24 protein-coding genes and 1 riboswitch are annotated in these 24,737 nt (G+C 75.3%); of the genes, 18 read left to right on the top strand and 6 right to left on the bottom strand.

All coding sequences use genetic code 11. The features are described 5' to 3' along the window. Positions 1 to 11: 11 nt before the first annotated feature. The 4 genes from JOD57_RS13025 to JOD57_RS13010 all read right to left on the bottom strand — a co-directional run bounded on the left by JOD57_RS13025 (position 12) and on the right by JOD57_RS13010 (position 4,178). The gene (locus JOD57_RS13025) at positions 12 to 638 is read right to left on the bottom strand and encodes a dihydrofolate reductase family protein (protein ID WP_204692408.1); all 627 of its coding nucleotides are present in this window, start codon (positions 636 to 638) and stop codon (positions 12 to 14) included. 163 nt (positions 639 to 801) lie between these two features. After that, positions 802 to 2,100: a right-handed parallel beta-helix repeat-containing protein gene (locus tag JOD57_RS13020; RefSeq protein ID WP_204692407.1), complete on the bottom strand. Its 1,299-nt coding sequence runs from the start codon at positions 2,098 to 2,100 to the stop codon at positions 802 to 804. A gap of 319 nt (positions 2,101 to 2,419) precedes the next feature. Further along, the gene (locus JOD57_RS13015; RefSeq protein WP_307824660.1) at positions 2,420 to 3,070 is read right to left on the bottom strand and encodes a response regulator transcription factor; all 651 of its coding nucleotides are present in this window, start codon (positions 3,068 to 3,070) and stop codon (positions 2,420 to 2,422) included. 385 nt (positions 3,071 to 3,455) lie between these two features. Continuing rightward, a complete protein-coding gene (locus JOD57_RS13010) occupies positions 3,456 to 4,178 on the bottom strand; it encodes a LuxR C-terminal-related transcriptional regulator (RefSeq protein ID WP_204692406.1) in 723 nt (240 codons plus the stop codon). 390 nt (positions 4,179 to 4,568) lie between these two features. Here JOD57_RS13010 and JOD57_RS13005 point away from each other — a divergent pair, with 390 nt between their 5' ends. The 17 genes from JOD57_RS13005 to JOD57_RS12925 all read left to right on the top strand — a co-directional run bounded on the left by JOD57_RS13005 (position 4,569) and on the right by JOD57_RS12925 (position 22,178). Continuing rightward, positions 4,569 to 4,895: a TcmI family type II polyketide cyclase gene (locus tag JOD57_RS13005; RefSeq protein WP_204692405.1), complete on the top strand. Its 327-nt coding sequence runs from the start codon at positions 4,569 to 4,571 to the stop codon at positions 4,893 to 4,895. Positions 4,896 to 4,923: 28 nt separating this feature from the next. Further along, positions 4,924 to 6,684, top strand: a complete 1,761-nt coding sequence (accA, locus tag JOD57_RS13000) for an acetyl-CoA carboxylase carboxyl transferase subunit alpha (RefSeq protein ID WP_204692404.1) — start codon at positions 4,924 to 4,926, stop codon at positions 6,682 to 6,684. Then, positions 6,684 to 7,217 (top strand): acetyl-CoA carboxylase biotin carboxyl carrier protein, encoded by a 534-nt coding sequence (accB, locus tag JOD57_RS12995; protein ID WP_239568438.1) that lies wholly within the window; start codon positions 6,684 to 6,686, stop codon positions 7,215 to 7,217. Before accA ends, accB begins: the two co-directional genes overlap by 1 nt. Next, a complete protein-coding gene (locus tag JOD57_RS12990; protein ID WP_307824659.1) occupies positions 7,214 to 8,731 on the top strand; it encodes an acetyl-CoA carboxylase biotin carboxylase subunit in 1,518 nt (505 codons plus the stop codon). Before accB ends, JOD57_RS12990 begins: the two co-directional genes overlap by 4 nt. Beyond that, positions 8,698 to 8,961 (top strand): acyl carrier protein, encoded by a 264-nt coding sequence (locus tag JOD57_RS12985; protein WP_204692403.1) that lies wholly within the window; start codon positions 8,698 to 8,700, stop codon positions 8,959 to 8,961. The genes JOD57_RS12990 and JOD57_RS12985 overlap by 34 nt, the downstream gene beginning before the upstream one ends. Positions 8,962 to 9,067: 106 nt before the next feature. Then, positions 9,068 to 9,565, top strand: a complete 498-nt coding sequence (locus JOD57_RS12980) for an SRPBCC family protein (protein ID WP_204692402.1) — start codon at positions 9,068 to 9,070, stop codon at positions 9,563 to 9,565. Further along, on the top strand, positions 9,562 to 10,530 hold the full coding sequence (locus JOD57_RS12975) for an ACP S-malonyltransferase (RefSeq protein ID WP_204692401.1): 969 nt from the start codon (positions 9,562 to 9,564) through the stop codon (positions 10,528 to 10,530). The genes JOD57_RS12980 and JOD57_RS12975 overlap by 4 nt, the downstream gene beginning before the upstream one ends. Beyond that, positions 10,527 to 10,949, top strand: a complete 423-nt coding sequence (locus tag JOD57_RS12970; protein WP_204692400.1) for a cupin domain-containing protein — start codon at positions 10,527 to 10,529, stop codon at positions 10,947 to 10,949. The genes JOD57_RS12975 and JOD57_RS12970 overlap by 4 nt, the downstream gene beginning before the upstream one ends. Next, positions 10,946 to 12,241, top strand: coding sequence for a beta-ketoacyl-[acyl-carrier-protein] synthase family protein (locus JOD57_RS12965; RefSeq protein ID WP_204692399.1), 1,296 nt, complete (start codon positions 10,946 to 10,948; stop codon positions 12,239 to 12,241). The genes JOD57_RS12970 and JOD57_RS12965 overlap by 4 nt, the downstream gene beginning before the upstream one ends. Positions 12,242 to 12,291: 50 nt before the next feature. Next, the gene (locus JOD57_RS12960) at positions 12,292 to 13,641 is read left to right on the top strand and encodes a beta-ketoacyl synthase N-terminal-like domain-containing protein (protein ID WP_204692398.1); all 1,350 of its coding nucleotides are present in this window, start codon (positions 12,292 to 12,294) and stop codon (positions 13,639 to 13,641) included. Next, the gene (locus tag JOD57_RS12955; RefSeq protein WP_307824658.1) at positions 13,638 to 13,979 is read left to right on the top strand and encodes a putative quinol monooxygenase; all 342 of its coding nucleotides are present in this window, start codon (positions 13,638 to 13,640) and stop codon (positions 13,977 to 13,979) included. Before JOD57_RS12960 ends, JOD57_RS12955 begins: the two co-directional genes overlap by 4 nt. Then, positions 13,976 to 16,885: an FAD-dependent monooxygenase gene (locus JOD57_RS26300; RefSeq protein WP_204692397.1), complete on the top strand. Its 2,910-nt coding sequence runs from the start codon at positions 13,976 to 13,978 to the stop codon at positions 16,883 to 16,885. Before JOD57_RS12955 ends, JOD57_RS26300 begins: the two co-directional genes overlap by 4 nt. Before the next feature lie 85 nt (positions 16,886 to 16,970). After that, a complete protein-coding gene (locus JOD57_RS12945) occupies positions 16,971 to 18,251 on the top strand; it encodes a cytochrome P450 family protein (RefSeq protein WP_204692396.1) in 1,281 nt (426 codons plus the stop codon). Beyond that, positions 18,248 to 19,090 carry a TcmI family type II polyketide cyclase gene (locus JOD57_RS12940; RefSeq protein ID WP_204692395.1) on the top strand — a complete coding sequence of 281 codons (843 nt, stop codon included), beginning with the start codon at positions 18,248 to 18,250 and terminating at the stop codon, positions 19,088 to 19,090. The genes JOD57_RS12945 and JOD57_RS12940 overlap by 4 nt, the downstream gene beginning before the upstream one ends. A 25-nt stretch (positions 19,091 to 19,115) precedes the next feature. Then, positions 19,116 to 19,538, top strand: a complete 423-nt coding sequence (locus JOD57_RS12935; RefSeq protein WP_204692394.1) for a VOC family protein — start codon at positions 19,116 to 19,118, stop codon at positions 19,536 to 19,538. Positions 19,539 to 19,767: 229 nt separating this feature from the next. Next, positions 19,768 to 19,919, top strand: a riboswitch (cyclic di-AMP (ydaO/yuaA leader). Between the two features lie 234 nt (positions 19,920 to 20,153). Continuing rightward, entirely contained in the window at positions 20,154 to 20,780 is a 627-nt protein-coding gene (locus JOD57_RS12930; RefSeq protein ID WP_239568433.1) for an aggregation-promoting factor C-terminal-like domain-containing protein, read from the top strand. A 171-nt stretch (positions 20,781 to 20,951) separates the two neighbouring features. Then, the gene (locus JOD57_RS12925) at positions 20,952 to 22,178 is read left to right on the top strand and encodes an EAL domain-containing protein (RefSeq protein WP_204692392.1); all 1,227 of its coding nucleotides are present in this window, start codon (positions 20,952 to 20,954) and stop codon (positions 22,176 to 22,178) included. A 26-nt stretch (positions 22,179 to 22,204) separates the two neighbouring features. Here the strand turns inward: JOD57_RS12925 and JOD57_RS12920 are convergent, their stop codons facing one another. Continuing rightward, a complete protein-coding gene (locus tag JOD57_RS12920) occupies positions 22,205 to 22,936 on the bottom strand; it encodes an alpha/beta fold hydrolase (RefSeq protein WP_204692391.1) in 732 nt (243 codons plus the stop codon). Between the two features lie 123 nt (positions 22,937 to 23,059). On the opposite strand from JOD57_RS12920, the gene JOD57_RS12915 reads away from it, so the two are divergent. Further along, positions 23,060 to 23,959, top strand: coding sequence for an NAD-dependent epimerase/dehydratase family protein (locus JOD57_RS12915; RefSeq protein ID WP_204692390.1), 900 nt, complete (start codon positions 23,060 to 23,062; stop codon positions 23,957 to 23,959). Between the two features lie 149 nt (positions 23,960 to 24,108). On the opposite strand, the gene JOD57_RS12910 is transcribed toward JOD57_RS12915, so the two are convergent. Beyond that, complete coding sequence (locus tag JOD57_RS12910; protein ID WP_204692389.1) at positions 24,109 to 24,663, bottom strand: GNAT family N-acetyltransferase; 555 nt, start codon at positions 24,661 to 24,663, stop codon at positions 24,109 to 24,111. Positions 24,664 to 24,737: the final 74 nt, after the last annotated feature.

The following is a 24,737-nucleotide window of genomic DNA, read 5'->3' as shown; positions in this document are numbered from 1 at the left end:
CGGACGTCCGGTCAGGCCTGGTCCTCCAGGGCGTACGAGCCGGTGGTCACCTCACCCGTGCGCCGGTGCGCGCACATGAGGGCACCGGTCGAGGTGGTCGCGGAGGAGAGGAGCTGCCAGGTCCGCGGCACCGTCCCCTCCGCGAACAGCCGCCTGCCCTCCCCGAGCGTGACCGGGAAGACGATGGTGCGGATCTCGTCGACCAGGTCCTCGGCCAGCAGGGTCTGCACCAGGCCGATCGAGCCGTGCACCTGCAGCTCGCCGCCGTCGGCGGCCTTCAGCGCGCGGACGGCGGCCGGCACGTCGTCGCCGAGCAGCCGGGCGGTGGACCAGTCCAGCGAGGTCAGGGTGCGCGAGGCGACGTGCTTGGTCTTCGTCTGCAGCGCCTGGGCGACCGGGTCCTCCCCGGCGTCCACGTGCGGCCAGTGCGCCGCGAAGATCACGTAGGTCCGGCGGCCGAGCAGGAAGTCCTCCGCGCCGGCGAACCAGGCGTCCATCTGCTGCCCGAACGCCTCGTCGGCGTGCGGGACGAGCCACCCGCCCCAGCGGAAGCCGCCGGAGGGGTCCTCCTGCGGCCCGCCGGGGGCCTGCGCGACCCCGTCGAGCGTGGTGAACGTGGTGACGACGAGCGGGCGCATCGGGCTCCTCCTGATGAGATGGGCGCTGTCGAGGTGCAGACGGCGCCCGGCGGCGTTCCTCATCGGTCCGGGACGAGCGTGGGCCGGCCACCGCGCGGTCCGGGACCGGCACGGACCGAGGGCCCCCTCCCGGATCGGGAGAGGGCCCTCGGGGGGAGCAGGGTCAGCTGCCGCAGGTGCCCGGCGGCAGGCTGGTCCCGCAGGTGTTGCCGCGGAACACGATGTCCTCACCCACCGCCAGGAGCGGGCCGAACCCGGGCTGGCTGAGGAAGACGTCGAACGGCACGTTGCCGGTGATGGTGTTGTCCTCGACCGTCACGTCCTCGACCGGGCCGGGGTCGATCCCCAGCGGGTTGTTGAACGGCGGCAGCGTGATCAGCGCCAGGCCACCCGCCGGGTTGTCCAGCGAGAACGGGTCCGCCGACGGCACGTTGTCGGTGATCGTGTTGCCCCGGATCACGATGTCGTCGCCGTTGGTGACCTGCACCCCGGTGCCCGAGACCCGGAGAGCCGCCTCGACCTCGCCGACGCCGGCCAGGCAGAACCGGTTGTTGGCGCTCACGGTGTTGCCGCTGACGCGCCAGTCCCCGCCCTCGACGTTGCGGTCGGCCGCGGGGACCTCGGTGAGCGCGTCGTCGAACACGAGGACGCCCACGCAGTTGCCGGTCAGCGTGTTCCCGCTGATGCGGCCGCCGCGCGCCTCGCGGGCGAAGACCCCCAGGTTGTAGCCCTCCACGTGGTTGCCGACGACGTCGGCGTCGGCCTCCTCCGAGTCCCCGACCGAGATCCCGGCGGTGCCGCTGTCGGGGACCTCGTCGGTGCCCCGGTCGACGCCGTGGTGCTCGGTGCCGACGACGCGGACGTCCGTCGAGTCCGCGGCCAGGACGCCGTAGCGACCGTGACCGACACCCTTGGTCCCGTACACGGAGAAGCCGTCGGCGCCCCAGGCGACGATCCCGCTGGCCGGGTGGTCGACGGTCCCCAGGTGCGACACCCGCACCCTGCTGTCCGGGTCCAGGAAGAAGAAGGCGGAGACGTTGTCGGACACGTCGCCGGGGGTCCGGTCCTCGGCGTCGACCCGCTCCTGCTCGGTCCAGCACGGCAGGTCCGCGACGTCCGGCGGGTCCGCCGGCGGCCACTCGACGACCGTCTCGTCGCGGCCCTCGCCCCGGATGGTGAGTCCCTTGCCGTCGACGCAGACGGCCTCCCGGTAGGTGCCCGCCTCGATGAGGATGGTGTCGCCGGACCGGGCCGCGTCGACGGCGTCCTGGATCGACTCCCCCTCCTGGACGACCCACGTCTCCCCGCCCCCGTACCAGGCCCCGTACCCGCCGCCACCGGGGTGGGCGCCGGCGACGCCCGCCGGCAGGGCGGCGAGGGCCAGGCCGGTCGCCGCGGCGACCGTCAGGCCCCGACGTGGCCCGCGGCGCCGCGGGTCCGTCCTCGCGCTGGTGGGTCGCATCGTCGTCCTCTCCGCGTGCGGGCCGCGACCCGCTGACGTGCCGGGCCGGACGCCGGGACGGCAGGGGACCCTGCCTCGGTGACCGCACCCTGACCAGGCCACCCACCCTCACGGGACGCGACCGGCGCGTCGACGCGCCATCGGTGTGGAGATGGGCGCTCCCCAGGTAGCCACCCCCGACCCGGGGAGGGGACGTCACACGACCTGCGGATGAGGTCGGCACCCTCCTCCGGGTGCAGGCGGCGACCCCCGGTGACCGGGCCACCTCCCGGCGGACGAGGTCACCCGCTGCCCGGAGGGGCGAGGCGGCCCAGGCGGCTCAGGCGGCCGGTGAGTGGTCCCGGTTGACGAGGATGGCCAGCTGGGTGCGCGTCCGGACGTCGAGCCGGCGCATCGACGCGGTGAGGTGGCTCTTGACCGTCGCCAGGCTGAGGAACAGCCGGCGGGCGATCTCCTCGTTGCTCATCCCCTGCGCCACCAGCTCGGCGACCTCGCGCTGCCGGTCGGTGAGCCGGTCCAGGACGCGCACCGCGCGCTCCTGCTGCTCGTGGGGCGCGGTCAGGTACTGCACGAGCCGGCTCGTCGCCGTGGGGTCGAGCGCCGCCTCGTGCCGGGCCAGCGCCCGCACGCCGTCGACCAGCCGCTGGGCGTCGGAGCGGCGGGGCAGGTAGCCGCGCACGCCGGCCTGCAGGATCTCCACGAGCTCCGGCTCGGGCACCGTCCCCGGCTCCGCGAGCACGAGCACGGCCGCGTTCCGCTGGCAGAGGGTCCGCAGCAGCGGCAGGGCGGTGCCGGCGACCAGCCCCTGCCGGACGACGACGACCACCTGGGCCCGCACGCCGTCGGCGGCCTCGAGCGCGTCGTGCAGGTGGCTGGTCTCCGCGACGACCGCGATGTCGGGCTCGGCCTCGAGCACCTCGCGCATGCCGATCCGGAAGACCTCCTGGTCCTCGCAGAGCAGGACGCACACGAGCGTGGTCGGCGGCCGGGTGCCGTGCGGCCCGATCGGAGCCGGACGCACCGGCCCCCGGGGCGCCGGCGGCCGCGTCGCGCCTGCCGGGTGGGAACGGCCTCCCGTCTCTCCCGGGCCTCGCTGGTGCAGCGTCCTCATCCCGGGCCCCGTGCCGAACACCTCGTTCCCCATGTCGTCCCCCTGGCTCCGGATCACCCGCGCTCGCGCGGTGACCCGGCCGTTCCGACACCCGTCCGTCTACTCCGGACGCGACCGACTGTAGTGGTGCACGAGCGGGTTGCGCCCAGTCGACCGGCGGCGTCGTCTCCGCCGAGAACTGCAGAGTTCCCCCACCGGGCCCGGACCGGAACCCCTTTTCGCGTGGTGAGAGCCACGGCGGCGCTCAGCCCTCGACCGGCAGCGCCCTCGGCCCGCCGCCGGGCCGGGTGGCGCGGTGCACGTGGATGGCCAGCTGCGTCCGGTCCCGCAGGTTCAGTCGGCGCAGCGCGACCGTGATGTGACCCTTCACGGTGGCCCGGCTGACCTGCAGGCGGGCGGCGATCTCGGCGTTGCTCAGCCCCTCGGCCACCAGCTCGGCCACGGTCTGCTGCCGGGCGGTCAGCGCGTTGGGCACCGGGCGGTCGCCGTCCCCCGACCGGTCGCCGTCCAGCCGGCTCAGGAGCTCGCCGGTGACGCTGGGGTCGAGCACGGTCTCCCCGCGGGCCACCGCGCGCACGTACTCGATGAGCAGGTGCGGGCTGACGGCCACGTGCACGTAGCCCCGCGCCCCGGCCTTGAGCGCCTCGACGGCGTCGCTGCCGACACAGGCCTCGCCCAGCAGGACGACCCGGATCCCCTTCGCGCTCAGCACCCGCACGAGGTCCCGGACCCCGGGGCCCCGCGCCTCGAGGCCCAGCAGGGCGACGTCCGGGCGGACGCTGCCGGCCAGCGACAGTGCCTCGTCGACGTCGGCGGCCTCGGCCACGACGGTCAGGTCGGGAGCCCCGCGCAGGACCGTGCGCAGCCCGTGCCGCAGGACCTCGTGGTCGTCGCACACGAGCACCCGGACCGACGAGCCGGATCCGGTGGCGGCCCCACCGCCGACGCCCCCGTCCGGTGCCCCCATGTGCATCTGCTCCGCTCCGCTCCCGCACCCGGGTGCGAGTCGCCAGGTCAGACCGGCGAAGTTAGGCCGTCCGGCCCTCCGGCCGCCACCACCTGCGGCGGGGCATCGGTGCACCGACCGGCGAGTTCATACCCAGGTAGGGGCCCGGGACCCTCCTGAGGCGGGGGGTCGGCATCCCGGAGGTCCGGGGAGGCGCTCCCCGCGGAGGTGCCGGACGGTCCCTGCGGAGGGCGTCGCGGTCCCCGCGAGGGGGGGTGGTCGCACGCCCCCGTCCCCCTACGGACCTGCCCGCGAAGGCGACGGATGGCCGGTGTCCAGGGCCGGTGCGCCGACCTAGCGTCGTCGGTACCCCCTCCGCCCTCCCAGGGCCGTGACGACGCTGGAGAACCCGTGCACCAGACGATGATCATCGCGAAGATGGCGCCGGCCGACGCCGACACGGTGGCCGACATCTTCGGCCGCTCCGACGCCACGTCGATGCCGCACGAGATCGGGGTGCGAGCCCGCTCGCTCTACCGCTTCCACGAGCTCTACGTGCACCTCATCGACTTCGACCGGCCCGCGCCGGAGGCGATGCGCATCGCCCAGTCGCTGCCGTCCTTCCGCTCGGTGAGCGAGGAACTGCGGCCCTACATCGAGGCCTACGACCCGAACTGGCGCTCACCGCAGGACGCGATGGCGCAGCGCTTCTACCACTGGACGGCGTCCCCCGAGTGATCACGCACGGGTGGACAGGAGGCACGCCATGACACGTTCGTCCGCGACCCCGGCCCCGGCCGTCCCGGCTCCGCCCGGACAGGCGGGCTGGGTCTCCTGCCCGGCCTGCGGGTGGCTGCTCTACCGGCGGCGGCTCGACCGGGACCTCAACGTCTGTCCCGAGTGCGACCACCACCTCCGGCTGAGCGCGCGGGCCCGCATCGACCTGCTCGTCGACCCCGGCAGCTTCGACGAGGCCGCGTTCCCGCCCGGCGAGCCCGACCCGTTGTCCTTCAGCGACCTGCGCGACTACCCCGACCGGCTGGAGGAGGCCGCGCGCCGCTCCGGCGAGTCGGAGGCCGTCGTCGTCGGCACCGCGCGCATCGGAGGCGCCGAGACCGTCGTCGCCGTCATGGACTTCGCCTTCCTCGGCGGCAGCATGGGCGTCGAGGTCGGCCGCCGGATCAGCGGAGCCGCCGAGCTCGCCCTCGAGCGGGGCCTGCCCCTGGTGTGCGTCTGCGCCAGCGGCGGGGCCCGCATGCAGGAGGGCGTGTTCTCCCTGTTCCAGATGGCCCGCGTCAGCCAGGCGTTCGGCCGGCTGCGCGAGGCCGGGCTGCTCTCGGTGTGCGTGCTCACCGACCCCACCTACGGCGGCGTGTCGGCCTCCTTCGCCACCCTGGCGTCCGTCCTGGTCGGCGAGCGCGGCGCACACGTCGGCTTCGCCGGCCCGCGCGTGGTGCAGGAGACGATCCGCGCCGAGCTGCCCCCCGACTTCCAGACCGCCGAGTTCCTCCTGGCCCACGGGCTGGTCGACCGCGTGGAGAGCCGCGGGGAGATCCGTCCGCTGCTGGTGCGCCTGCTCGCCCTGCACGCGGCCGGCACCGGGGAGCCGGCGGACGACGGCCCGCCCGACGCCGCAGCACCCGGGGCGACCGAGGAGGCGACCGACGGGACCGACGACGACCGGACCGCCGACGGCGCCGGCGAGGGGGCCGACCCCTGGGACGTCGTGCAGCGGGCGCGGGTCACCGAGCGGCCCACGACGCTGGACTACCTGCACACGGCCTTCGACGACTTCATCGAGCTGCACGGTGACCGCGCCTTCGCCGACGACCGCGCGGTCGTCGGCGGAGTGGCCTCGATCGGCGGCCGCACGGTCGTCGTCATCGGCCACGAGAAGGGGCACACCGTCCGCGAGCGGGTGGCCCGGGACTTCGGGATGCCGCACCCCGAGGGCTACCGCAAGGCCATGCGGCTGTTCGACCACGCCGAGACCTTCGGCCTGCCGGTCGTGACCCTCGTCGACACCCCCGGCGCCCACCCGGGGCCGGAGGCCGAGGAGCGCGGCCAGTCGCACGCCATCGCCGAGACGATCATGCGCAGCAGCCGGCTGCGGGTCCCGGTCGTGGCCGCGGTCACCGGCGAGGGCGGCAGCGGCGGTGCGCTGGCGCTGTGCACCTCCGACCGGCTGCTGGTGCTGGAGAACGCCTACCTGTCGGTCATCAGCCCCGAGGGGTGCGCTGCCATCCTGTGGCGGACGGCGGTGGCCGCACCGACCGCCGCCCGCGCGATGCGGCTGGGCGCGGCCCACCTGCAGGCCTCCGGGATCGCCACCGCGGTGGTGCCCGAGCCCCCGGGCGGGGCGCACACCGACCCCGCCGCCGCAGCCCGCCTGCTGCGCGGGGCGCTCATCCGCGAGCTCGACGACGTCTGCCGGCTGGACGTGGCCACGCTGCTCGACACCCGCTTCCGGCGGCTGTCGCGCATCGGCGGGGACGACGCCCGGGCGCTGCAGCCGGTGGGGAGCTGATGGTGTCCGCCAGCGAGCTCACCCCCCGCACCGGCGCACCGGGCCCGGCGCCGGAGACCGACCTGCGCGACGAGGTCGTCGCCCTCGCCCGCGCCCTGCCCGGCGAGCTGCGCCGGCTCACCGTGCGCGACGGCGACCGCGCGATCGAGGTCGAGTGGGCGCCCGAGCCGGCCGCCACCGGGGTCGCCCGGCCGGCGGCCGCGTCCCCCGCCCGGTCCGCGGCCGCCGGCGCGGCGGACCCGAACGACCCGGACGACGCGGCCGCCGACGCCGCGGAGGGCACCACCGCCGTCCGGTCGCCCCTGGTCGGCACCTTCTACGCGGCGCCGTCGCCGGGAGCAGACCCGTTCGTCCGCGTGGGTGACGAGGTCGAGCCCGGTCAGACCGTCGGGATCGTCGAGGCGATGAAGCTGATGAACCCCATCGTGGTGGACGACGCCGGCGTGGTGGCCGAGGTCCTCGTGGCCGACGCCGAGTCGGTGGAGTACGACCAGGTCCTGCTGCGCCTGCGGCCGGCGGGGTGGGTCCGGTGATCAGCCGCCTGCTCATCGCCAACCGCGGGGAGATCGCCGTCCGCATCGCGCGGGCCTGCCGCGAGCTGGGCGTCGAGGTGGTCGCCGTCCACTCGACCTCGGACCGGAACTCCGCCGTCGTCGCGCTCGCCGACGAGAGCGTGCACATCGGTCCACCCGCGCCCCGGCGCAGCTACCTGCACGTGCCGAACATCGTCGAGGCGGCGCTGCGCTCCGGCGCCGACGCGATCCACCCCGGCTACGGCTTCCTCTCCGAGGACCCCGACTTCGCCGAGATCTGCGCCGCCGAGGGGCTGACCTTCGTCGGCCCGCCGCCGGCGGTCATGCAGCAGATGGGCAACAAGGCGACCGCGCGCCGGCTCATGGCCGACGCCGGCCTGCCGCTGCTGCCCGGCGTCGTCGAGCCGGTCCGCACGGCCGAGGAGGGCCGGCAGATCGCGGCGCGGATCGGCTACCCGGTGATCATCAAGGCCGCGGCCGGGGGCGGTGGCCGGGGCATGACCGTCGTGTCGGCCGAGCGCGACTTCGACTACGCGTTCACCGCCACCCGCGCCACCGCCCGCGCGGTGTTCCGCGACCCCACCGTCTACGTCGAGCGCTACCTCCCCCGGGCGCGGCACGTGGAGGTGCAGGTCCTCTGCGACAGCCACGGCAACGGCGTGTCCCTCGGCGAGCGGGACTGCTCCCTGCAGCGGCGGCACCAGAAGCTGCTCGAGGAGGGCCCGGCCGCCCACCTCACGCCCGAGCAGCGGACCGAGCTCGGCCGGCTCGCCGTCCACGGCGCGCTGTCGGTGGGCTACACCGGCGCCGGGACGATGGAGTTCCTGGTCGACGGCTCCGGCGCCGCCTACTTCATGGAGATGAACGCCCGGATCCAGGTCGAGCACCCGGTCACCGAGCTGCTCACCGGCATCGACCTCGTCCGTGAGCAGATCCTCGTCGCCGCCGGCCGGCGGCTGCCGTTCCGGCAGGAGGACGTCGTCCCGCGCGGCGCGGCGATCGAGTGCCGGATCAACGCCGAGGACCCCACCCGCGGCTTCGCGCCGGCACCGGGCCGCCTCGACGTCCTGCAGGTGCCCGACGGGCCGTGGACCCGCTTCGACACCGGCTACCGCCAGGGCGACACGGTCAGCCCCGACTACGACTCGCTGCTCGGCAAGCTCGTCGTCTGGGCGCCCGACCGCGACCAGGCCATCCGCCGCATGGACCGGGCGCTGGCCGAGATGCGGGTCGAGGGCCCCGGCGTGCACACCACCATCGCCCTGCACCGGGCGCTGCTGCGCGACCCCGACGTCGTCGCCGACCGCCACGACGTCCAGTTCCTCGACCGGGCGCTGCCCGAGGTCCTCGCCTCCGCGGCGGACCTCTCCGACTCCCTCGCGCCCGGCCTGCCGACCGCGCGCGGCTCCCTCCAGCTCGTCCAGACACCGGCCGAACCGACCCGGCCGGACAGCCCCACCCCAACGGAAGGACAGATCCCGTGTCAGACACGACCTTCACTCTCGCCGACCTGATGGCCCTGCTCAGCGAGAAGACGGGCCTGCCGCAGAGCGCGCACACCACCGACCCGGACGCGCACTTCGCCGACATCGGCCTGGACTCGCTGGCCTTCCTGTCCATGCAGACCGAGCTGCAGGAGCGCTTCGGCGCCGAGATGTCCAGCGAGAACCCGGACGACCACACGCTCGGCGACATCGTCGCCACGGTCAACGCCGCGCTCTCGCGGCCGGCCGGGATGGCCTGAGGAAGGACCTCCCTGCTCCCCACCGCCCGCACGCTCGCGGCGGGGCCCTCCAGGGAAGCCGCCCCCGTCCCCGCCACCACCGACCACCTCCCGAGGAGGGACCCCCGTGAGCAGCACCACCGAACCGGGCACGCAGACCGCCGGGCACACCGAGAACTCCATCCACATCGACGCCCCGATCGACCACGTCTGGCAGATGACCAACGACCTGCCCTCGTGGCCGGACCTGTTCACCGAGTACGCCGAGGTCGAGATCCTCGAGTCGACCGACACGTACTTCAAGTTCCGGCTCACGATGCACCCGGACGAGGCCGGGCGGGTCTGGAGCTGGGTGTCCGAGCGCACGCTCGACCCGGCGGCCCGCGAGGTGAAGGCCCGCCGGGTCGAGCCCGGGCCGTTCGAGTTCATGGACATCCGGTGGACCTACGCCCCCGAGGGCAGCGGCACCCGGATGAACTGGATCCAGGACTTCCGGATGCGTCCCGAGGCGCCGATCGACACCGCGGGCATGACCGAGCGGATCAACGGCAACTCCAAGATCCAGATGGCCGTCATCAAGGACAAGGTGGAGGCCGCCGCCGGGCGCTCGGGACCGACGACGTGAACGTCCGTCCCGGGGTCGCCGTCGTCGTCGCGGGCGAGAGCGGCGCCCTCGCCGGCACGGTCGACGCCTGGCTCAGCGAGGAGCCGGCCCGGGACGTGGTGGCCGAGGCCTCCGCGGTGGTCGGGCGCGACGTGGCGGAGTGGTGGCGCGACCCGCTCAACCTCTCCGACCCGGTGGCGGCGCACGTCGAGGTCGTGGTCAGCGGGGTCGCGGGCTACCGCAGCCTCGCCGCCCGCGGCCTGCGGCCGGTCGTCGTCGCCGGGCACGGCGTGGGCGAGTACGCCGCCCTGGTCGCCGCCGGCGCCCTGCCGCTCGACCAGGTCGTCGAGCTCGTCCACTGGCGCGCCGAGCTGCTCGCGCTGTCGCCGCGCCCGTCGTGCGCGGGCATGTCCGCCGTCGTCGGCGCGGGCGCCGGGGACGTCGCCCGCGCCGTCGTCGCGGACCTCGGCGGCACCGGCACGCTGTCGGTGGCGTCGTGGGACGGGCCCGCGCAGGTCCTGCTCTCGGGCACCTGCGAGGAGCTGGCCCGCGCGCGGGAGGCCGTGCTCGCCGCCGGGCTGGACATGGTCCGGCTGCCGGGCCGGGCCGCCTGCCACGGCCCGCTCATGGAGCCGGTCGCCCGGCACCTCGCCCCGGCGTTCGCCGACCTCGAGTGGTCCGTGCCCGACGTGCCGGTGGTGCCCAACGCCGCCGGCCGGCCCACCCGGGACCCCGACCAGCTGGCCCGGTGCCTGCGCGACCACCTGACCTCGCCGGTGCAGTGGGAGGCCACCTGCCGCGCGCTGACCGACGCCGGTGCGACCGCCGTCGTCGAGATCGGGCCCGTCCCCGTCCTGGGCCCCCTGGTCCGCCAGGTCCGCCCCGACCTCCCCGTGCAGCTCGCCGCGGGACCCGGCGCACCGCTGCCGACCGACCGACCGGAGCCCGCGACCGCGGGCCCGGCCCCCACCGGAGGGAAGACATGACCACCATCCAGCACGCCCCGTCCGCCGTGCGCATCGGGCCCACGGTGTCCCGTGCGGAGGCGCCGCCCAACCGCCGGCGCGGCGGCGACATCCGCGTCCTGCTCTCGCCCACGAGCGTCGGCTCCACCGCCGGCTTCATGGGCACGCTCACCCTCGAGCCGGGCGAGATCGTCACCGAGCACTGGCACCCGTACTCGGAGGAGTTCCTCTACTGCCAGAGCGGGGACGTCCTGGTCACCCTGAACGGCGAGGAGCGGCGGCTGACCGCCGAGTCCGCCGTCCACATCCCCATCGGGGTGAAGCACCGGATCGTCAACGACACCGCCACGACGGCCTTCTTCGTCTTCCTGTGCGGCCCCCTGGCGCCGCGGCCGGAGCTGGGCCACGTCGACACCGAGCTCCCCCCGGGCGTGCGGTGAGCGCCGACAGGCGGCGGGTCGTCGTCACCGGGATCGGCGTCGTCGCGCCGGGTTCCGTCGGCCGCGAGGCGTTCTGGGACATGATCACCGCGGGGCGGACGGCGACCCGGCGGATCACGTTCTTCGACCCCAGCCGCTTCCGGTCGCAGGTGGCCGCCGAGGTGGACTTCCACCCGCGGGACCTCGGCCTGAGCGCCCACGAGGTGTACCGCAACGACCGCTTCGTCCAGTTCGCGATGGTCGCCGCCGACGAGGCGGTCGCCGACAGCGGGCTGCGGCTGGGCGTCGGCGACGCACCGGACGCGCCGGAGCCCGAGCGGGTCGGGGTCACTCTCGGCACCGCCGTCGGCGCGACCATGCGGCTGGAGAACGAGTACGTCAACGTCAGCGACGCCGGCAGCCACTGGCTGGTCGACCCGCGCTACGCCTCGCGGTTCCTGCACCACGCCCTCGTGCCCAGCTGCGGGGCCACGGAGCTCGCGGTGCGCTTCCGGGCGCAGGGCCCGGCGACGGTGGTCTCCACCGGGTGCACCTCGGGCATCGACGCGATCGGCTACGGCAGCCAGCTGGTCGAGGACGGCGACGCCGACGTCGTGATCGCCGGCGCCAGCGACGCGCCCATCTCGCCGATCTCGATGGCCTGCTTCGACACCATCCGCGCGACCACCGCCAACAACGCCGACCCCGAGCACGCCTCGAAGCCGTTCGACGCCCGTCGCGACGGCTTCGTGATGGGCGAGGGCGCCGCGGTGCTGGTCCTGGAGGAGCTCGAGCACGCCCAGCGGCGCGGCGCGGAGATCTACTGCGAGGTCACCGGCTACGCCAACCGCTGCAACGCCTTCCACATGACCGGGCTGCGTCCCGACGGCGTGGAGATGGCCGAGGCGCTCGACCAGGCGCTGGCCCAGTCGCGGATCGACGGCGACGAGGTCGGCTACGTCAACGCGCACGGCTCGGGGACCAAGCAGAACGACCGGCACGAGACCGCCGCGGTCAAGCTGAGCCTCGGCCAGGCCGCCTACAAGGTGCCGATGAGCTCGCTGAAGTCGATGGTCGGGCACTCCCTCGGCGCGATCGGCTCCATCGAGATCGCCGCCACCGCCCTGGCCGTGCAGCGCCAGGTCGTCCCGCCGACGGCCAACTACGAGGTGCCCGACCCCGAGTGCGACCTGGACTACGTGCCCAAGGTCGCCCGCGACCACAAGGTCGACGTCGCCGTCTCGGTGGGCAGCGGCTTCGGCGGGTTCCAGTCGGCCATCGTGCTGGCCAAGCCCGACAGGAGGGCCTCGTGACGGCGGAGGGCACCGTGACACCGGAGGGCACCGTGACAGCGGAGGGCGCCGTGACCGAGCCGACCGTCCTCAGCGAGGAGGGGGTCGTCGCGGAGGTGGCCGGCCCCGCCCGCGAGACCGCCCCGACGGGTCGGGCCATCACCCCGGACCGGCGGGGCCGCACGGCGCGGCTGCTGGTCACCGGCATCGGCGTCGTCGCCCCCAGCGGCATCGGCGTCGAGGAGCACTGGCAGTCGCTGCTGCGCGGGGAGCTGCAGGTGCGCCCGATCGAGGGGTTCGACCCGTCGCTGTACGGCATCACGCTGGCCGGGCAGGTGCGCGACTTCGACCCCGACCGGTTCGTCGCCTCGCAGCTCAAGGTGCAGACCGACCGCTGGACCTGGATGTCGCTGGCGGCGGCCACCCTGGCCGCCGAGGACGCCGGCTACGTGCCGCCCGAGGAGGCCTACGCGACCTCGACCTTCCTGGCCGCCGGCTCGGGGGGCAACGAGTTCAGCCAGCACGAGATCCAGGGGCTGTGGGCGAAGGGACCCCGCTCGGTCGGCGCCTACCAGTCGATCGCCTGGTTCTACGCGGCCAGCACCGGCCAGGTGTCCATCCGCGACGGGTACAAGGGCCCCTCGGGCGTCGTCGTCAGCGAGGGCGCCGGCGGCCTGGACAGCATCGGCTGGGCGCGGCGCGTGGTGCGCCGCGGCACCCCCGCCGTGCTCGTCGGCGGCACCGAGGCCGGCGTGACGCCGTACGCGCTGCTGTGCCAGGCGACCAGCGGGCGGCTGTCCACCGCCACCCGCCCGGAGGACGCCTACAAGCCCTTCGACCGGCGGGCCAACGGCCACGCCATCGGCGAGGGCGGCGCCATCCTGCTGGTCGAGGAGGCCGACGCCGCCCGCGCCCGCGGTGCGCGGCACGTGTGGGGCGAGGTGGTCGGCTACGGCGCCACGCACGACGCCCACCACCACGAGGACGCCGCTCCCGACGCCACCCAGTACGCGCGGGCCATCCGGATCTCGCTGGCCGACGCCGGGGTGTCGCCGGAGGACGTCGACCTGGTGGTCGCCGACGGCGCCGGCGTCCCCGAGCTCGACGCGCTGGAGGCGCAGGCCGTCACCACCGTGTTCGGCGAGCGCAGCGTGCCGGTGACCGCGCCGTCGAGCTGGACCGGGCGGCTGATGGCCGGCGGGTCGGCGCTCAACGTGGCGACCGCCCTGCTCGCCATGCGCGACGGGCGGATCCCGGCCACCGGCAACCTCGACGAGCCGGTCGAGGCCTACGGGCTGGACCTGGTCCGCGAGGTGCGCGAGCGCGACCTCGAGGTCGTCGTCGTCCTCGCCCGGGGGTACGGGGGCTTCAACAGCAGCCTCGTCCTGCGCCGGCACCACGGCTACGAGGAGGGGGCGTGACGGCCGGGGACGCCGGCATCCGGACCATGCTGCGGATGCGGACCCGGGAGGGCTGCGAGGAGGCGTTCGAGGCCGCCTGGCGCCGGGCCGCCGCCGAGATCTCCCACGTGCCGGGCAACCTGCGGCAGGAGCTCGTCCGCGACGCCGACGACCCGCGCACGTTCGTCATCACCAGCGACTGGACCGACCGGGCCGCCGTCGACGCCTTCGGCCGCAGCAGCGCCCGCGAGACGCTCACCGAGGCCCTGCGCGACCTGCGCGAGGACGCGGCCCGCAACACCTACGAGGTGCTGGCCGTCGTCCCGGGCGCGGGCCGGCCGGAGGAGGCACCCGCATGACGAGTCCGGCGACCGGGCCGGGTGACCGGGCCGTGGTGCGCACCGTCCTGCGGATGCGCGCGCGGGAGGGCTGCGAGGCGGAGTTCGAGGCGGCCTGGCACCGGGCCGCCGCGGAGATCGCCCGGGTCCCCGGCAACCTGCGCCAGGAGCTGATGCGCGACGAGGGCGACCCGCGCTGGTTCGCCATCGGCAGCGACTGGACCGACCGGGCGTCGGTGGACGCCTTCGGGCGCAGTGCCGCCCGGGAGACGCTCACCGAGGCCCTGCGCGACCTGCGCGAGGACGCCACCCGCTCGACCTTCACCGTGCTGGCCACGGTGGAGGCCGAGCGGCGGCGGCCGGTGCGCATCGACTTCTCCACCAGCGTGAAGCCGGGCGAGCAGGTGGCCTTCGAGCGCGCGTACAGGACCGTCACCGAGCGGATCGGGGACTCGCGCGGGTACGTGCGCGAGGAGCTGCTGCGCGACGGCCTGCGCTACCACATCTTCGCGGAGTGGGAGTCCGAGGACGACTTCGTGCAGTGGGTCGAGGACCCGTCCCACATGGCCGCCGGCGCACCGCTGGCCCGGTGGCACTCGGTGGAGTTCCGGCGCGAGGTGCTGGAGATCCGCCAGCGGCCGGACGCGGACGCGGACTTCCCGCCGCTGCTCTCCCCCGGCGGGGACGTCGAGGTGGAGCGGGTGCGCGTCGACAGCGCCGTCGCCGTCGAGCCCTGGGAGCAGGAGGCCTTCGAGCTCGCCTACCTCGCCGCCGCGCAGCTCGCCCGCAGGGCTCCCGGCCACGCCCGCGAGGAGCTGCTGCGCGAGCCCGACGGGCGGCGCTACCACGTCGTCGCCGAGTGGGACTCCGAGCAGCGCTTCACCGACTGGGTGGCGGAACCGGCCAACTGGGCCGCCGGGCCGCTGGGCCGGTGGCTGGCGAGGGGTGAGGACCGCAGGGTCTTCGCGCTGCGCGTGCGGCCCGAGCCGCCGTCGGTGGCCGCCGCGGCCGGCACGGTGCCCGAGCCCGCGCGGCGACCGGCCGCCCTCGACGCCGCCGTCCCCGACGGCGTGCCCGTGGCGCCGGAGCCGGACCTGGAGGTGCTGGCCGGGCGGCCGGTGCAGCTGTCCGGGGAACCGGCCGCCGGCACCGGGCCGGTCCCCGTCGGCACGGTGCCCAGCGCCAGCGTGCAGGAGTTCGTGGAGAAGCCGGACGACGGGCACCTGCCCGCCGCGGCGGCACCGTCCGACCCGGGGGAGGTCTCCCGCGCCCCCGGACGGGCGGTCGAGGTGCTCGTGGTCGGCGCCGGCCCGGCCGGCCTGACCCACGCGATCGAGCTGGCCCGCCGCGGCATCGCCGTCCGCGTCGTCGACAAGCGGCCCCAGGCGTCCACCCAGGCGGACAAGGCGATCGGCATCCACTGCCGGACGATGGAGATCTGGGAGGAGCAGGGCATCGTCAAGGAGGCGATGGACGCCGGCATCTGGCTGTACGGCCAGACGGTGTTCGTCAACGGCGAGCAGACCCACCAGGTCGACTGGGCCGGCCTCGACGAGCTGCCCTACGCCCACCTCGGGCTGCCGCAGTACGACACCGAGCGGATCCTCGGCGCCAAGCTGGCCTCCCACGGCGTGGTCGTCGAGCGCGGCGTCGAGCTGGCCGGCTTCACCCAGGACGACGAGGGCGTCACCGCCCGGCTGCGGCACGCCTCCGGCGAGCTGGAGACCACCCGGGCGCAGTACCTGGTCGGCTGCGACGGGGCGCACAGCGCCGTCCGGTCCGGGCTGGGGCTGTCCTTCGAGGGCGGGCTGTCGATGTTCCCCCAGCTGTTCATGCTCGGGGACGTCGACGTCGACTGGGACCTGCCGGCCGGGCACCTGGTGCGCTTCGTGCGGATCGAGAACGACGACGACTTCACCGGGATGCTCGTCTGCGTGCCCCTCAAGGGCCGCAACCGCTACCGGATCGCGACCCTGGCCCCCCAGCGGTGGCAGGACGCGGTCGGCTCCGGCGTCGTCCCGCCCGGGTTCTGGCAGGAGTACGAGCCCCCGACGCTCGCTGACATGCAGGCCGCGATCGACGACCTGGGCCCGCCCGGGACGACGGCGAGCAACCTGCGCTGGTCGTCGATCTTCCGGATCAAGCACGGCATCGTCGACCGCTACCGCGAGGGGCGGGTCTTCGTCGCCGGGGACGCCGCGCACCTGCACCCGCCCGCGGGCGGGCAGGGCATGAACACCGGGATCCAGGACGCCTGGAACCTCGGCTGGAAGCTCGCCCTCACCGTCCGCGGGCTGGCCGCGCCCGGCCTGCTGGACAGCTACGAGGCCGAGCGCCGTCCCGCCGGCAAGATGATCGTCGACCGGGCCGTGTCCATCGCGTTCACCGACGAGATGGACATGGAGGACGAGAAGGCGCAGTTCCTGCTCGAGATGCAGATGACCATGAACTACGCCGGCAGTCCCCTGGTCGGCGAGGCGCCGGGCGGGGAGGCCTTCCCGGGCGGGCCCGAGCCCGGGCACCGGGCGCCGGACGTGCACGGCCTGCGGCGCTTCGGCGTCGCCCACCCGCTGCGCCTGTTCGACCTGACCCGCGGCCCCCGGTCGACGCTGCTGCTGCACGCCGACGCCGGCGCCTCGGAGGAGGAGGTGCTCGCCCTGGAGAAGCTGGCCACCACCGTGCGCCAGCAGACCCGCGGCGAGGTCGACGCCTACCTCGTGGCCGACCCCGGCGCCCGCCTGCCGCTGCTGGTCGACCTGCCGGTGGTCCGCGACGCCGACCGGGCGTTCGCGGCCGCCTACGGCGTGGGCGGCTCCGGGACGGCGGCCTACCTCGTCCGCCCCGACGGCCACGTCGGCTTCCGCACCCGCCCGGTGACCGAGACCGCGCTCCTCGACCACCTCGCCGGGGTCTTCGACGCCCAGTGACCACCGGCCCGGACGCGCACCGGGCCCACCTCCCGCGCTGCCGCAGCGGCAGCGCTCCGGAACCACCGCACCCCCAGGGGGACCCATGACACGGACCGCACAACCGGCCCCGGGCACGGCGGACGACGTCGTCCCCGGCGCGGAGATCTACACCCCGGAGTTCCGCGCCGACCCCTACCCGGTCTACGCCCGGCTGCGTGCCGAGCGCCCGGTGGTGAAGGTGCGGACGCCGCGCTTCGACTCCTTCCTGGTCACCCGTTACGACGACGCCAAGCAGGCGCTGTCGGACCCGCGGCTGTCCAAGGACCTGTACCGCGCCGGTGACACCTACCTGGCGGTGTTCGGCGAGAAGGCGCGGCAGATCAACACCAACATGCTCAACTCCGACCCGCCGGAGCACAGCCGCCTGCGCCGCCTGGTCACCCAGGCGTTCACCCCGCGGCGCATCGAGGCGATGCGGCCCCGCGTGGAGCAGATCGTCGAGGGCCTGCTGGACCGGATGGCGCCGCGCGGCTCCACCGACTTCGTGGACGACTTCGCCCTCCGGCTGCCGCTGGCGGTGATCGGCGACCTGCTCGGGATCCCCGAGTCCGACCACGAGGAGATCCTGGCCGGCACCCAGGTCATCCGGACCGTCGGCACCGGCGGGCGCAGTCCCCAGGAGGACCGGGCGGCGATCGGGCAGGCCCAGTCGCGGCTGCACGCCTACTTCACCGGCCTGGTCGCGACCAAGCGCCAGCAGCCCGGGGAGGACCTGGTCAGCGCCCTCATCGCCGCCCGCGACGGGGACGGCCGGCTCTCGGAGGCCGAGCTGGTCTCCAGCGCCTTCCTGCTGCTGTTCGCCGGCTACCAGACGACGTCGGACTTCCTCGGCAACGCCGTCGTCGCGCTGCTGACCCACCCCGAGGAGCTGGCCGAGCTGCTGGCCGACCCCTCCCGGATCCCGGACGCCGTCGAGGAGCTGCTGCGCTTCGACGGGTCGGTGCCGGTGTCGAGCTTCCGCTTCGCCACCGAGGACCTCGAGATCGGCGGGGTCCGGATCCCCGAGGGCTCGATCGTCACCATCGTGCTCAGCGCGGCCAACCACGACCCGGCGCTGGTCCCCGACCCGGACGAGCTCGACCTGAGCCGGGGCCCCACCTCGCACCTGGCCTTCGGTCACGGCATCCACTACTGCCTGGGCACCGCCCTGGCCCGGCTGGAGGCGACGACCGCGCTGCGGCGCATCCTCGTCCGCCTCCCCGACCTGCGCCTCGACGTCCCCGTCGAGGACCTGCAGTGGCTCCCGGCGGCCTCCGCCTTCCGCGGGCTGCTCGAGCTGCCGCTGCGCTTCACCCCCACCCCCGCTACAGGAGGCACACCATGACCCCGCCTGCCCCCTCGGCCACTCCCTCGGCCACTCCGTCGGCCGATCCCGCGGCCGACGCCTCGACGACGCCCACGGAGGCGCCCTGGGCCAACGACACGGTCGAGTTCACGAACACGGTCTCGACGCCCGCGAGCTGGTCCTCGGCCACGTGGCGCCCGTTCCGCAACGTCATCGTCTGCCGGATGGCCCCCGGCAGCGAGGACGAGGTCGGGCCGGTGTTCGCGTACTACGACCGGACCACCCGGCCGCAGGACCTCGGCGTCGTCGGACGGGCCCTGCTCTCGTACGAGGGCCTGTACCTGCACGTCATCGAGCGCAAGGAGGACCCGGAGGTCTCCGGGCAGCGCCGCGGCCTGCCGGCGTTCCAGGCCATCGCCGAGGCCATCGCCCCGTACGTGACGCCCTACCCCAGCTACTGGGAGAACCCGTCGCACTCCGTGGCGAAGCACTTCTACACCTGGGTGCCCGAGGGCGAGGTCTCCCCCGACCGGGAGATGACCGTCATCGTCCAGCGGATGAAGCCGGGCAGCGAGGCCGAGATCGCCCGGGTGTTCGCCGAGTCCGACGCCGGCGACCTGCCCACGGAGACGGGCGTGACCGGCCGCTGGCTGTACTCGATGGAGGACGTCTTCGTGCACCTCCTGGAGCAGGACCGGGCCAAGGCGGCGGCCGTGCGGCAGAACCACGAGTCGATGCGGCCGGCCTTCGCCAAGGTCATGGCCGCCCTCGCCCCCTACGTCAGCCCGTACCGCCCGGAGACGTGGCAGAGCCCGCGCGACTCGGTGGCCCGGGTGTTCCACCGCTGGACGGCCCCGGACTGGGCGCCGGGGGACTGACGGTGACGACGAGGGAGGGCAGACCGTGAGCCTGCGCAGGATCGCGTCGATCACCTACTGGGCCGAGGACGTGGCCGCGGCCGCGGCCTGGTACACCGAGCTCCTGGGCTCGGGGCCGAGCTTCACCCGGCCCGGTCCCGGCGGGCGGCTGGGCTACGCCGCGTTCAGCATCGACGAGCGGACCCGGCTGGCCATCGCCGCCCGCGCCACGGCCCCGCCGGGCGCGGCGCTGGAACCGGGTGGTGCGGTCGGGCACTGGGACGTCGCCGACCTCGACGCCGTCCTCGAGAGGCTCGCGTCGATGGGCGCCAAGGAGTACATCCCGGTCACGCCGCACGGGCCGGTGGTCAGCGCGGCCGTGCTCGACCCCTTCGGCAACGTGCTCGGGCTCATCTCCGACCAGCACCCCGCTGCCGACTTCCGGGGCGGGCCGCCGCGGCCGAGCTGATCCGCGTTCCACCACACGGCGACCGCCGGGACCCCAGGGACCCGGCGGTCGCCGCGCGTCGGGGTGCCGACGATCGCGGAGGGTGACGTTCCCGGTGCGATCCTGGGCGTGGCGTCGGCTCGTCGCGGCGTGCGGTGGTCCGATTCAGGTCACGAGATTGTCACGGACCGGTCCCGTCCTTAGCGTTTCCGCGTCCGGCCGGTCACCTGGCTCCCACCCGGGGAGCCCCCGACGGATGCCGCCGAGTCGCACCTCGCGGTGCGAGCCGGGGACCCACCTGTACCACCGGGGTGAGTCCCGCTCCCGGTCCCGCCGGGAGCGGGTAGGGCACTCCCAGCCCGAACCCGTCAGCTCACCCGGTAGGCGGCCAGGGGAGAACGGAGTACAGCCACGCCCGGGGCCGAGCCCCGCGCGTCCAGGTCCGGGACCGTCGCGCTCCCGCCTGCCCACCTGAGCCAGCCAGCCGTCGCACGGCGCCCTCAGCCGGACCCCGGTGTCCGGCCGGTGCCGCACGCCCGGATGCCGAGCCCTGCCCGACGCGGCCACGTGCCGCAGCACATCCCGACCGTCGCGGCGCCGTCCCACGGCGACCGCCCCTGCAGTGAGGACGTCTCCATGCACGCACGCACGCACGTCGAGGACACCCGTGCCGAGCACACCGCCGGCGACGCCCGGCCGCGTCGCCGGGCCCTGCACCTGCTGACCGCCACGGGGGCCATGGCCCTGGCCTTCACCTTCGCCGGGCAGTCGGTCGCCCAGGCCGACGAGCCCCGGTGGGGTGGCGGCGGGTCCGCCTCGACCTGGGACGGCGGCCGGGACGGGCGCGGCGCGCCCGCCCCCGCGCCCGAGGCGGCGGCGCCTGCTCCCGCACCGGCACCGGCCCCGGCGCCCGCACCGGCACCGGCACCGGCTCCTGCGCCGGCACCCGCGCCGGCACCCGCCGCCACCGGCGAGCAGGCGTACAAGGACTACGCACTCGACCAGCTCGGCGGCGACGCCACCCAGTTCGGCTGCCTCGAGCAGCTCTGGGAGGCCGAGAGCGGGTGGAACCCGAACGCGCAGAACCCCACCAGCACCGCGTACGGCATCGCCCAGTTCCTCGACTCCACCTGGGCCTCCACCGGCATCGCCAAGACCTCGGACCCGTACCGGCAGGTCGACGCGGGCCTGATCTACATCGAGAACCGGTACGGCAGCCCCTGCGCGGCCTGGAACCACTTCCAGGCCAACAACTGGTACTGATCCCCTGACCGCCGCGGGCCCCTCTCAGCAGCGGGAGCGGCCCCCGGCGTCTTCACCCCGGGGGGTGACCCCAGGACGTCCCACCCGTCCGGGTGGGACCGGGTGGCGACCGGTCCAGTCGTGCGGCTCCGGTGTCGAGAGAGGTGGCACACCTCCGACGGGAGCACACCGATGGCCAGGAAGCGCACCGACGCCGAGCAGCAGGTCGCCGACCTGCTGCACACGGCGCGGAAGTCACTGCACATGCCCGTGGCGTTCCTGACGCGCATGGACGGCACCACCCAGCACCTGGAGGTCGTCGACACCCGCGTGCCGGTGCTCGTCCAGGAGGGCGCGAAGGTCGCCCAGGAGACGTCGTTCTGCCAGAAGATCCTCGACGGGGAGCTGCCCGCCGTCATCAGCGACGTGAAGGCGCACCCGCTGGCGATGTCGCTGCCCTCGGCGCGCATCCCGCGGATCCGCAGCTACGTCTCGACGCCGGTCACGCTGTCGGACGGCAGCCTCTACGGCACCTTCTGCGCCTTCGGCTTCACCTCCGACAAGGAGCTCAACGAGCGCGACGAGGCCCTGATGAAGGTCCTGGCGTCGGCCGCCTCGGTGATCATCGAGCCCCAGCTGCGCGCCCAGCAGCGCCGCGACGCGATCGACGGCCGGCTCGACCCGCTGGTCGCCTCCGGCGGCCCGACCGTCGTCCTGCAGCCGATCGTCGACCTGGCCACCGGGGACCGCGTCGGCGCCGAGGCGCTCAGCCGCTTCCCGGCCGACTGGGGCAAGGGCCCCGACGTCGTCTTCGAGGAGGCGCACAGCATCGGCCGCGGGCACGAGGTCGAGCTGCTGGCCCTGCGCCGGGCCGCCGAGCACCTGGCCACGGTCGAGGGCTACGTGGCCATGAACGTCTCGCCGCAGACCCTGCTGACGCCGGAGTTCTCCGCGCTGCTGCACACCCTGCCGCTGCCGCGGGTGCTCCTCGAGCTCTCCGAGCACGACCCGGTCGAGGACTACGACGCGCTGAGCAGTGCCCTGCTGCCCTTCCGTGCCGCCGGGATGCGGCTGGCCATCGACGACGTCGGCGCCGGCTTCTCCTCGCTGCGGCACATCGTGGTGACCGACCCCGACGTCATCAAGATGGACCGCAGCATCGTCAGCGGCCTGCACACCGACCCGGTGCTGAGCAAGCTGGTCGAGTCGCTGGTGACCTTCGGTCACGGCTGCGGCGTCACCGTGGTCGCCGAGGGCATCGAGACCGCCGAGGAGGCCGCGGCGCTGCGCGGCCTGGGCGTCGACCTGGGCCAGGGCTGGTTCCTCGGCCGCCCCGGCCCGCCGGAGTCCCTGCTGCCGGTGCCGCCCGCCGTCCTCCGGACCGTCCGCGCGCCGGACCCGGGACTGCTCCCCGCCTGAGCGCGCCCGCCGGGCGGCTCCCGTCCCTACGGCTCGACGAGCGCGGGCGGCAGCGGCCGGCCGGCCGTGTGGGCGCGGAGGGCGTCGGCGAACAGTCCCGGCGCCTCGCCGTTCCAGGCGTGCCCGACGCCGGGGACCACCCGCGCCCGGCCGTGCGGGAAGGCCCCGGCGAGCACGGGGAGCGACGACCGGACGAGGGCGTGCTCCCGCTCCCCGGCGACCGCGAGCACGCGGGCGTCGGAGGTGGCGGCGCCGTCCGGGACGCCGTGACCGGCCAGCTCGGACCCCACCCGCAGGAACTCGCCGGGCGCCTGCGTGCGCGCCGCGCGGACGTGGCCGTCGAGGTCCTCGGCCGGCACCCGCAGCGCGCGGGCGTCGGCCCGCAGCACCGGACCCGTCGTCACGAACGGCGCCACGAGACGTCCCGCGAGCCGCATCCGCCGCGGGTGCGGGAACGGCGGGACGCTGACGCCGCTCACCAGGGCGCCGGTCAGCAGCCCGGCTCGGCGGGCGGCCAGCGCCGTGGCGACGTAGCCGCCCAGCGACAGGCCCGCGACGTGCGCCCTCCCGCCGTGGGCGCGGGTGCGGACCACCTCGGCGACGGCCGCCGCGGTGTCGTCGAGCGACACCCACGGGACCGCGTTGCTGCCGCCGTGCCCGGGCAGGTCGACCACGAGGAGGTGCAGGTCGCCGTCCAGGAACGGGACGAGCCGCTCCCACATCCAGCCGCTGGTCCCCGACCCGTGCAGCAGGACCACGGTCGGGGCGTCCCGCGGCCCGTGCGCGGTGACGGCCAGGGAGGCGGGCCCGGTACGCGATACGGCGGGATCCTCCCCGACGCCGGTGGCTAGGGTCACGCCCCACCAGCGGGAGGAGTCGACGTGCGGGTGTTCGTCACGGGTGCCACCGGGGCCATCGGGGGGCACGTCGTCCCGGCGCTGCTCGCCGCCGGGCACGAGGTCACCGCGCTGGCGCGGACGCCGGAGAAGGCGAGGGGCCTGGCCGCGCTGGGCGCCGTCCCGAGCGAGGTGTCCCTGTTCGACCGGGCGGCACTGACGGAGGCGGTCGCGGGGCACGACGCGGTCGCCAACCTCGCCACCGCCATCCCCACGCCGTCGACGTTCCTGCGCGCGTCGGCCTGGGCGGCGAACGAGCGGGTGCGCCGCGAGGGCTCGGCCGCGGTCGCCGCGGCGGTCCGGGCGGCCGGGGTCGGCCGCCTCGTCCAGGAGTCGATCACCTTCCTCTACCCGGACCGCGGAGCCGAGTGGATCGACGAGGACGTCGCACCCGATCCGTTCCCCCTCGCCGAGGCCAACCTCGCCGCGGAGGCGAACGCACGCGGCGTCGGGAACAGCGTGGTGCTCCGCTTCGGGCTCTTCTACGGGCCGGGGTCGGGCCACACCGACCTGCTGCTGCGCCTGGCCCGCCGGCGCACCGCCTTCGTCGCAGGCCCGCCGCGGGCCTACCTGTCCTCCATCCACCTGGCCGACGCCGCCTCGGCCGTGGTCGCCGCGCTCGACGCGCCGGCGGGGCTGTACGACGTCGTCGACGACGAGCCGGTGACCCGCCGCGACTACGCCGCCGCGCTGGGCGAGGCGGTCGGCCGGCGGCCGCTGCTCTCGCTCCCGGGACGCGCCGCCGTCCTGGCCGGCGGGGCGGCCGGGTCGCTGGTCCGGTCGCAACGGGTCAGCAACCGCAGGCTGCGGACCGCCACCGGCTGGGCACCGGGGTTCCCCTCCGTCCGCGACGGCCTGCTCGCCGCCGCGGGCGTCCCGCGGTGAACCCCGCCCTGGCGTCGGCGCTGCTGCGGGGCACGCTCCGCGCGGTGGGTGCGGTGGCGACGGGGACCGGCGCGACGGTGGCGCTGACCGGCACCCGGTCGATCCCCGGCGGCGCCCCGACCACGGCGAGCAACGACAGCGCGGCCGGCTCAGCCGTCGCCCGGCCGGCGCAGCAGGTAGACGACGTGGTCGGGCGGGTCGATCGGGTTGTCCGGCGTCAGCGGCCCCTCGGCCACGCGGGTGAACCCCGCCTTCTCCAGCGCCCGCCAGGACGCGACGTTGCCCGCGGCCACCGGCACGAGGACGGCGTCGGCGTCCGGGTACGCGATCCAGCTGTCGGCCACGAACGCGCGCAGCATCGCCGTGCCCGCTCCCCCGCCCCGGACGTCGGGCTCGCCGATCAGGTAGTCGATCGACAGCGCCCGCGGCGGGACGGCGACCACCGGCGCCAGCTCCTCGAGGTACCCCGGCTCGTCGGACAGCCGGTACCGCTGGACCAGCCCGAACGGGCGGCCGCCGGTGCAGGCGAGCAGCACCTGCGTCGGGTCCCGGCCGTCCACGCTCGGGCCGAAGTCGGCCTCCAGTGCCTCCGGCGTCGTCTCGTGCGCCCACCAGCGGGCCACGGCCGGCTCCTCCAGCCAGCGCGTGACGAGGGGGAGGTCGGCGCGGGTCAGGGGGCGGAAGGTGACCGGCCCGTGGAGCACCGCGCCAGGCTAGGCGCCGCGACCGGCGTCTGTGCACCCGTCGGGGTGATCACGGGGACCGCGAGCCCGGGAGG

This window comes from Geodermatophilus bullaregiensis, from assembly GCF_016907675.1.
Classification (GTDB): Bacteria; Actinomycetota; Actinomycetes; order Mycobacteriales; family Geodermatophilaceae; genus Geodermatophilus; species Geodermatophilus bullaregiensis.
This window is presented reverse-complemented; position numbering and strand designations above follow the sequence as displayed.

Coding starts and splice junctions, on each gene's coding strand:
- JOD57_RS12945 (WP_204692396.1), top strand. CDS start 16,971: ATGACACGGACCGCACAACCGGCCCCGGGCACGGCGGACGACGTCGTC.
- JOD57_RS13025 (WP_204692408.1), bottom strand. CDS start 638: ATGCGCCCGCTCGTCGTCACCACGTTCACCACGCTCGACGGGGTCGCG.
- JOD57_RS12930 (WP_239568433.1), top strand. CDS start 20,154: ATGCACGCACGCACGCACGTCGAGGACACCCGTGCCGAGCACACCGCC.
- accB (WP_239568438.1), top strand. CDS start 6,684: ATGGTGTCCGCCAGCGAGCTCACCCCCCGCACCGGCGCACCGGGCCCG.
- JOD57_RS26300 (WP_204692397.1), top strand. CDS start 13,976: ATGACGAGTCCGGCGACCGGGCCGGGTGACCGGGCCGTGGTGCGCACC.
- accA (WP_204692404.1), top strand. CDS start 4,924: ATGACACGTTCGTCCGCGACCCCGGCCCCGGCCGTCCCGGCTCCGCCC.
- JOD57_RS12970 (WP_204692400.1), top strand. CDS start 10,527: ATGACCACCATCCAGCACGCCCCGTCCGCCGTGCGCATCGGGCCCACG.
- JOD57_RS12940 (WP_204692395.1), top strand. CDS start 18,248: ATGACCCCGCCTGCCCCCTCGGCCACTCCCTCGGCCACTCCGTCGGCC.
- JOD57_RS13020 (WP_204692407.1), bottom strand. CDS start 2,100: ATGCGACCCACCAGCGCGAGGACGGACCCGCGGCGCCGCGGGCCACGT.
- JOD57_RS13010 (WP_204692406.1), bottom strand. CDS start 4,178: ATGGGGGCACCGGACGGGGGCGTCGGCGGTGGGGCCGCCACCGGATCC.
- JOD57_RS12925 (WP_204692392.1), top strand. CDS start 20,952: ATGGCCAGGAAGCGCACCGACGCCGAGCAGCAGGTCGCCGACCTGCTG.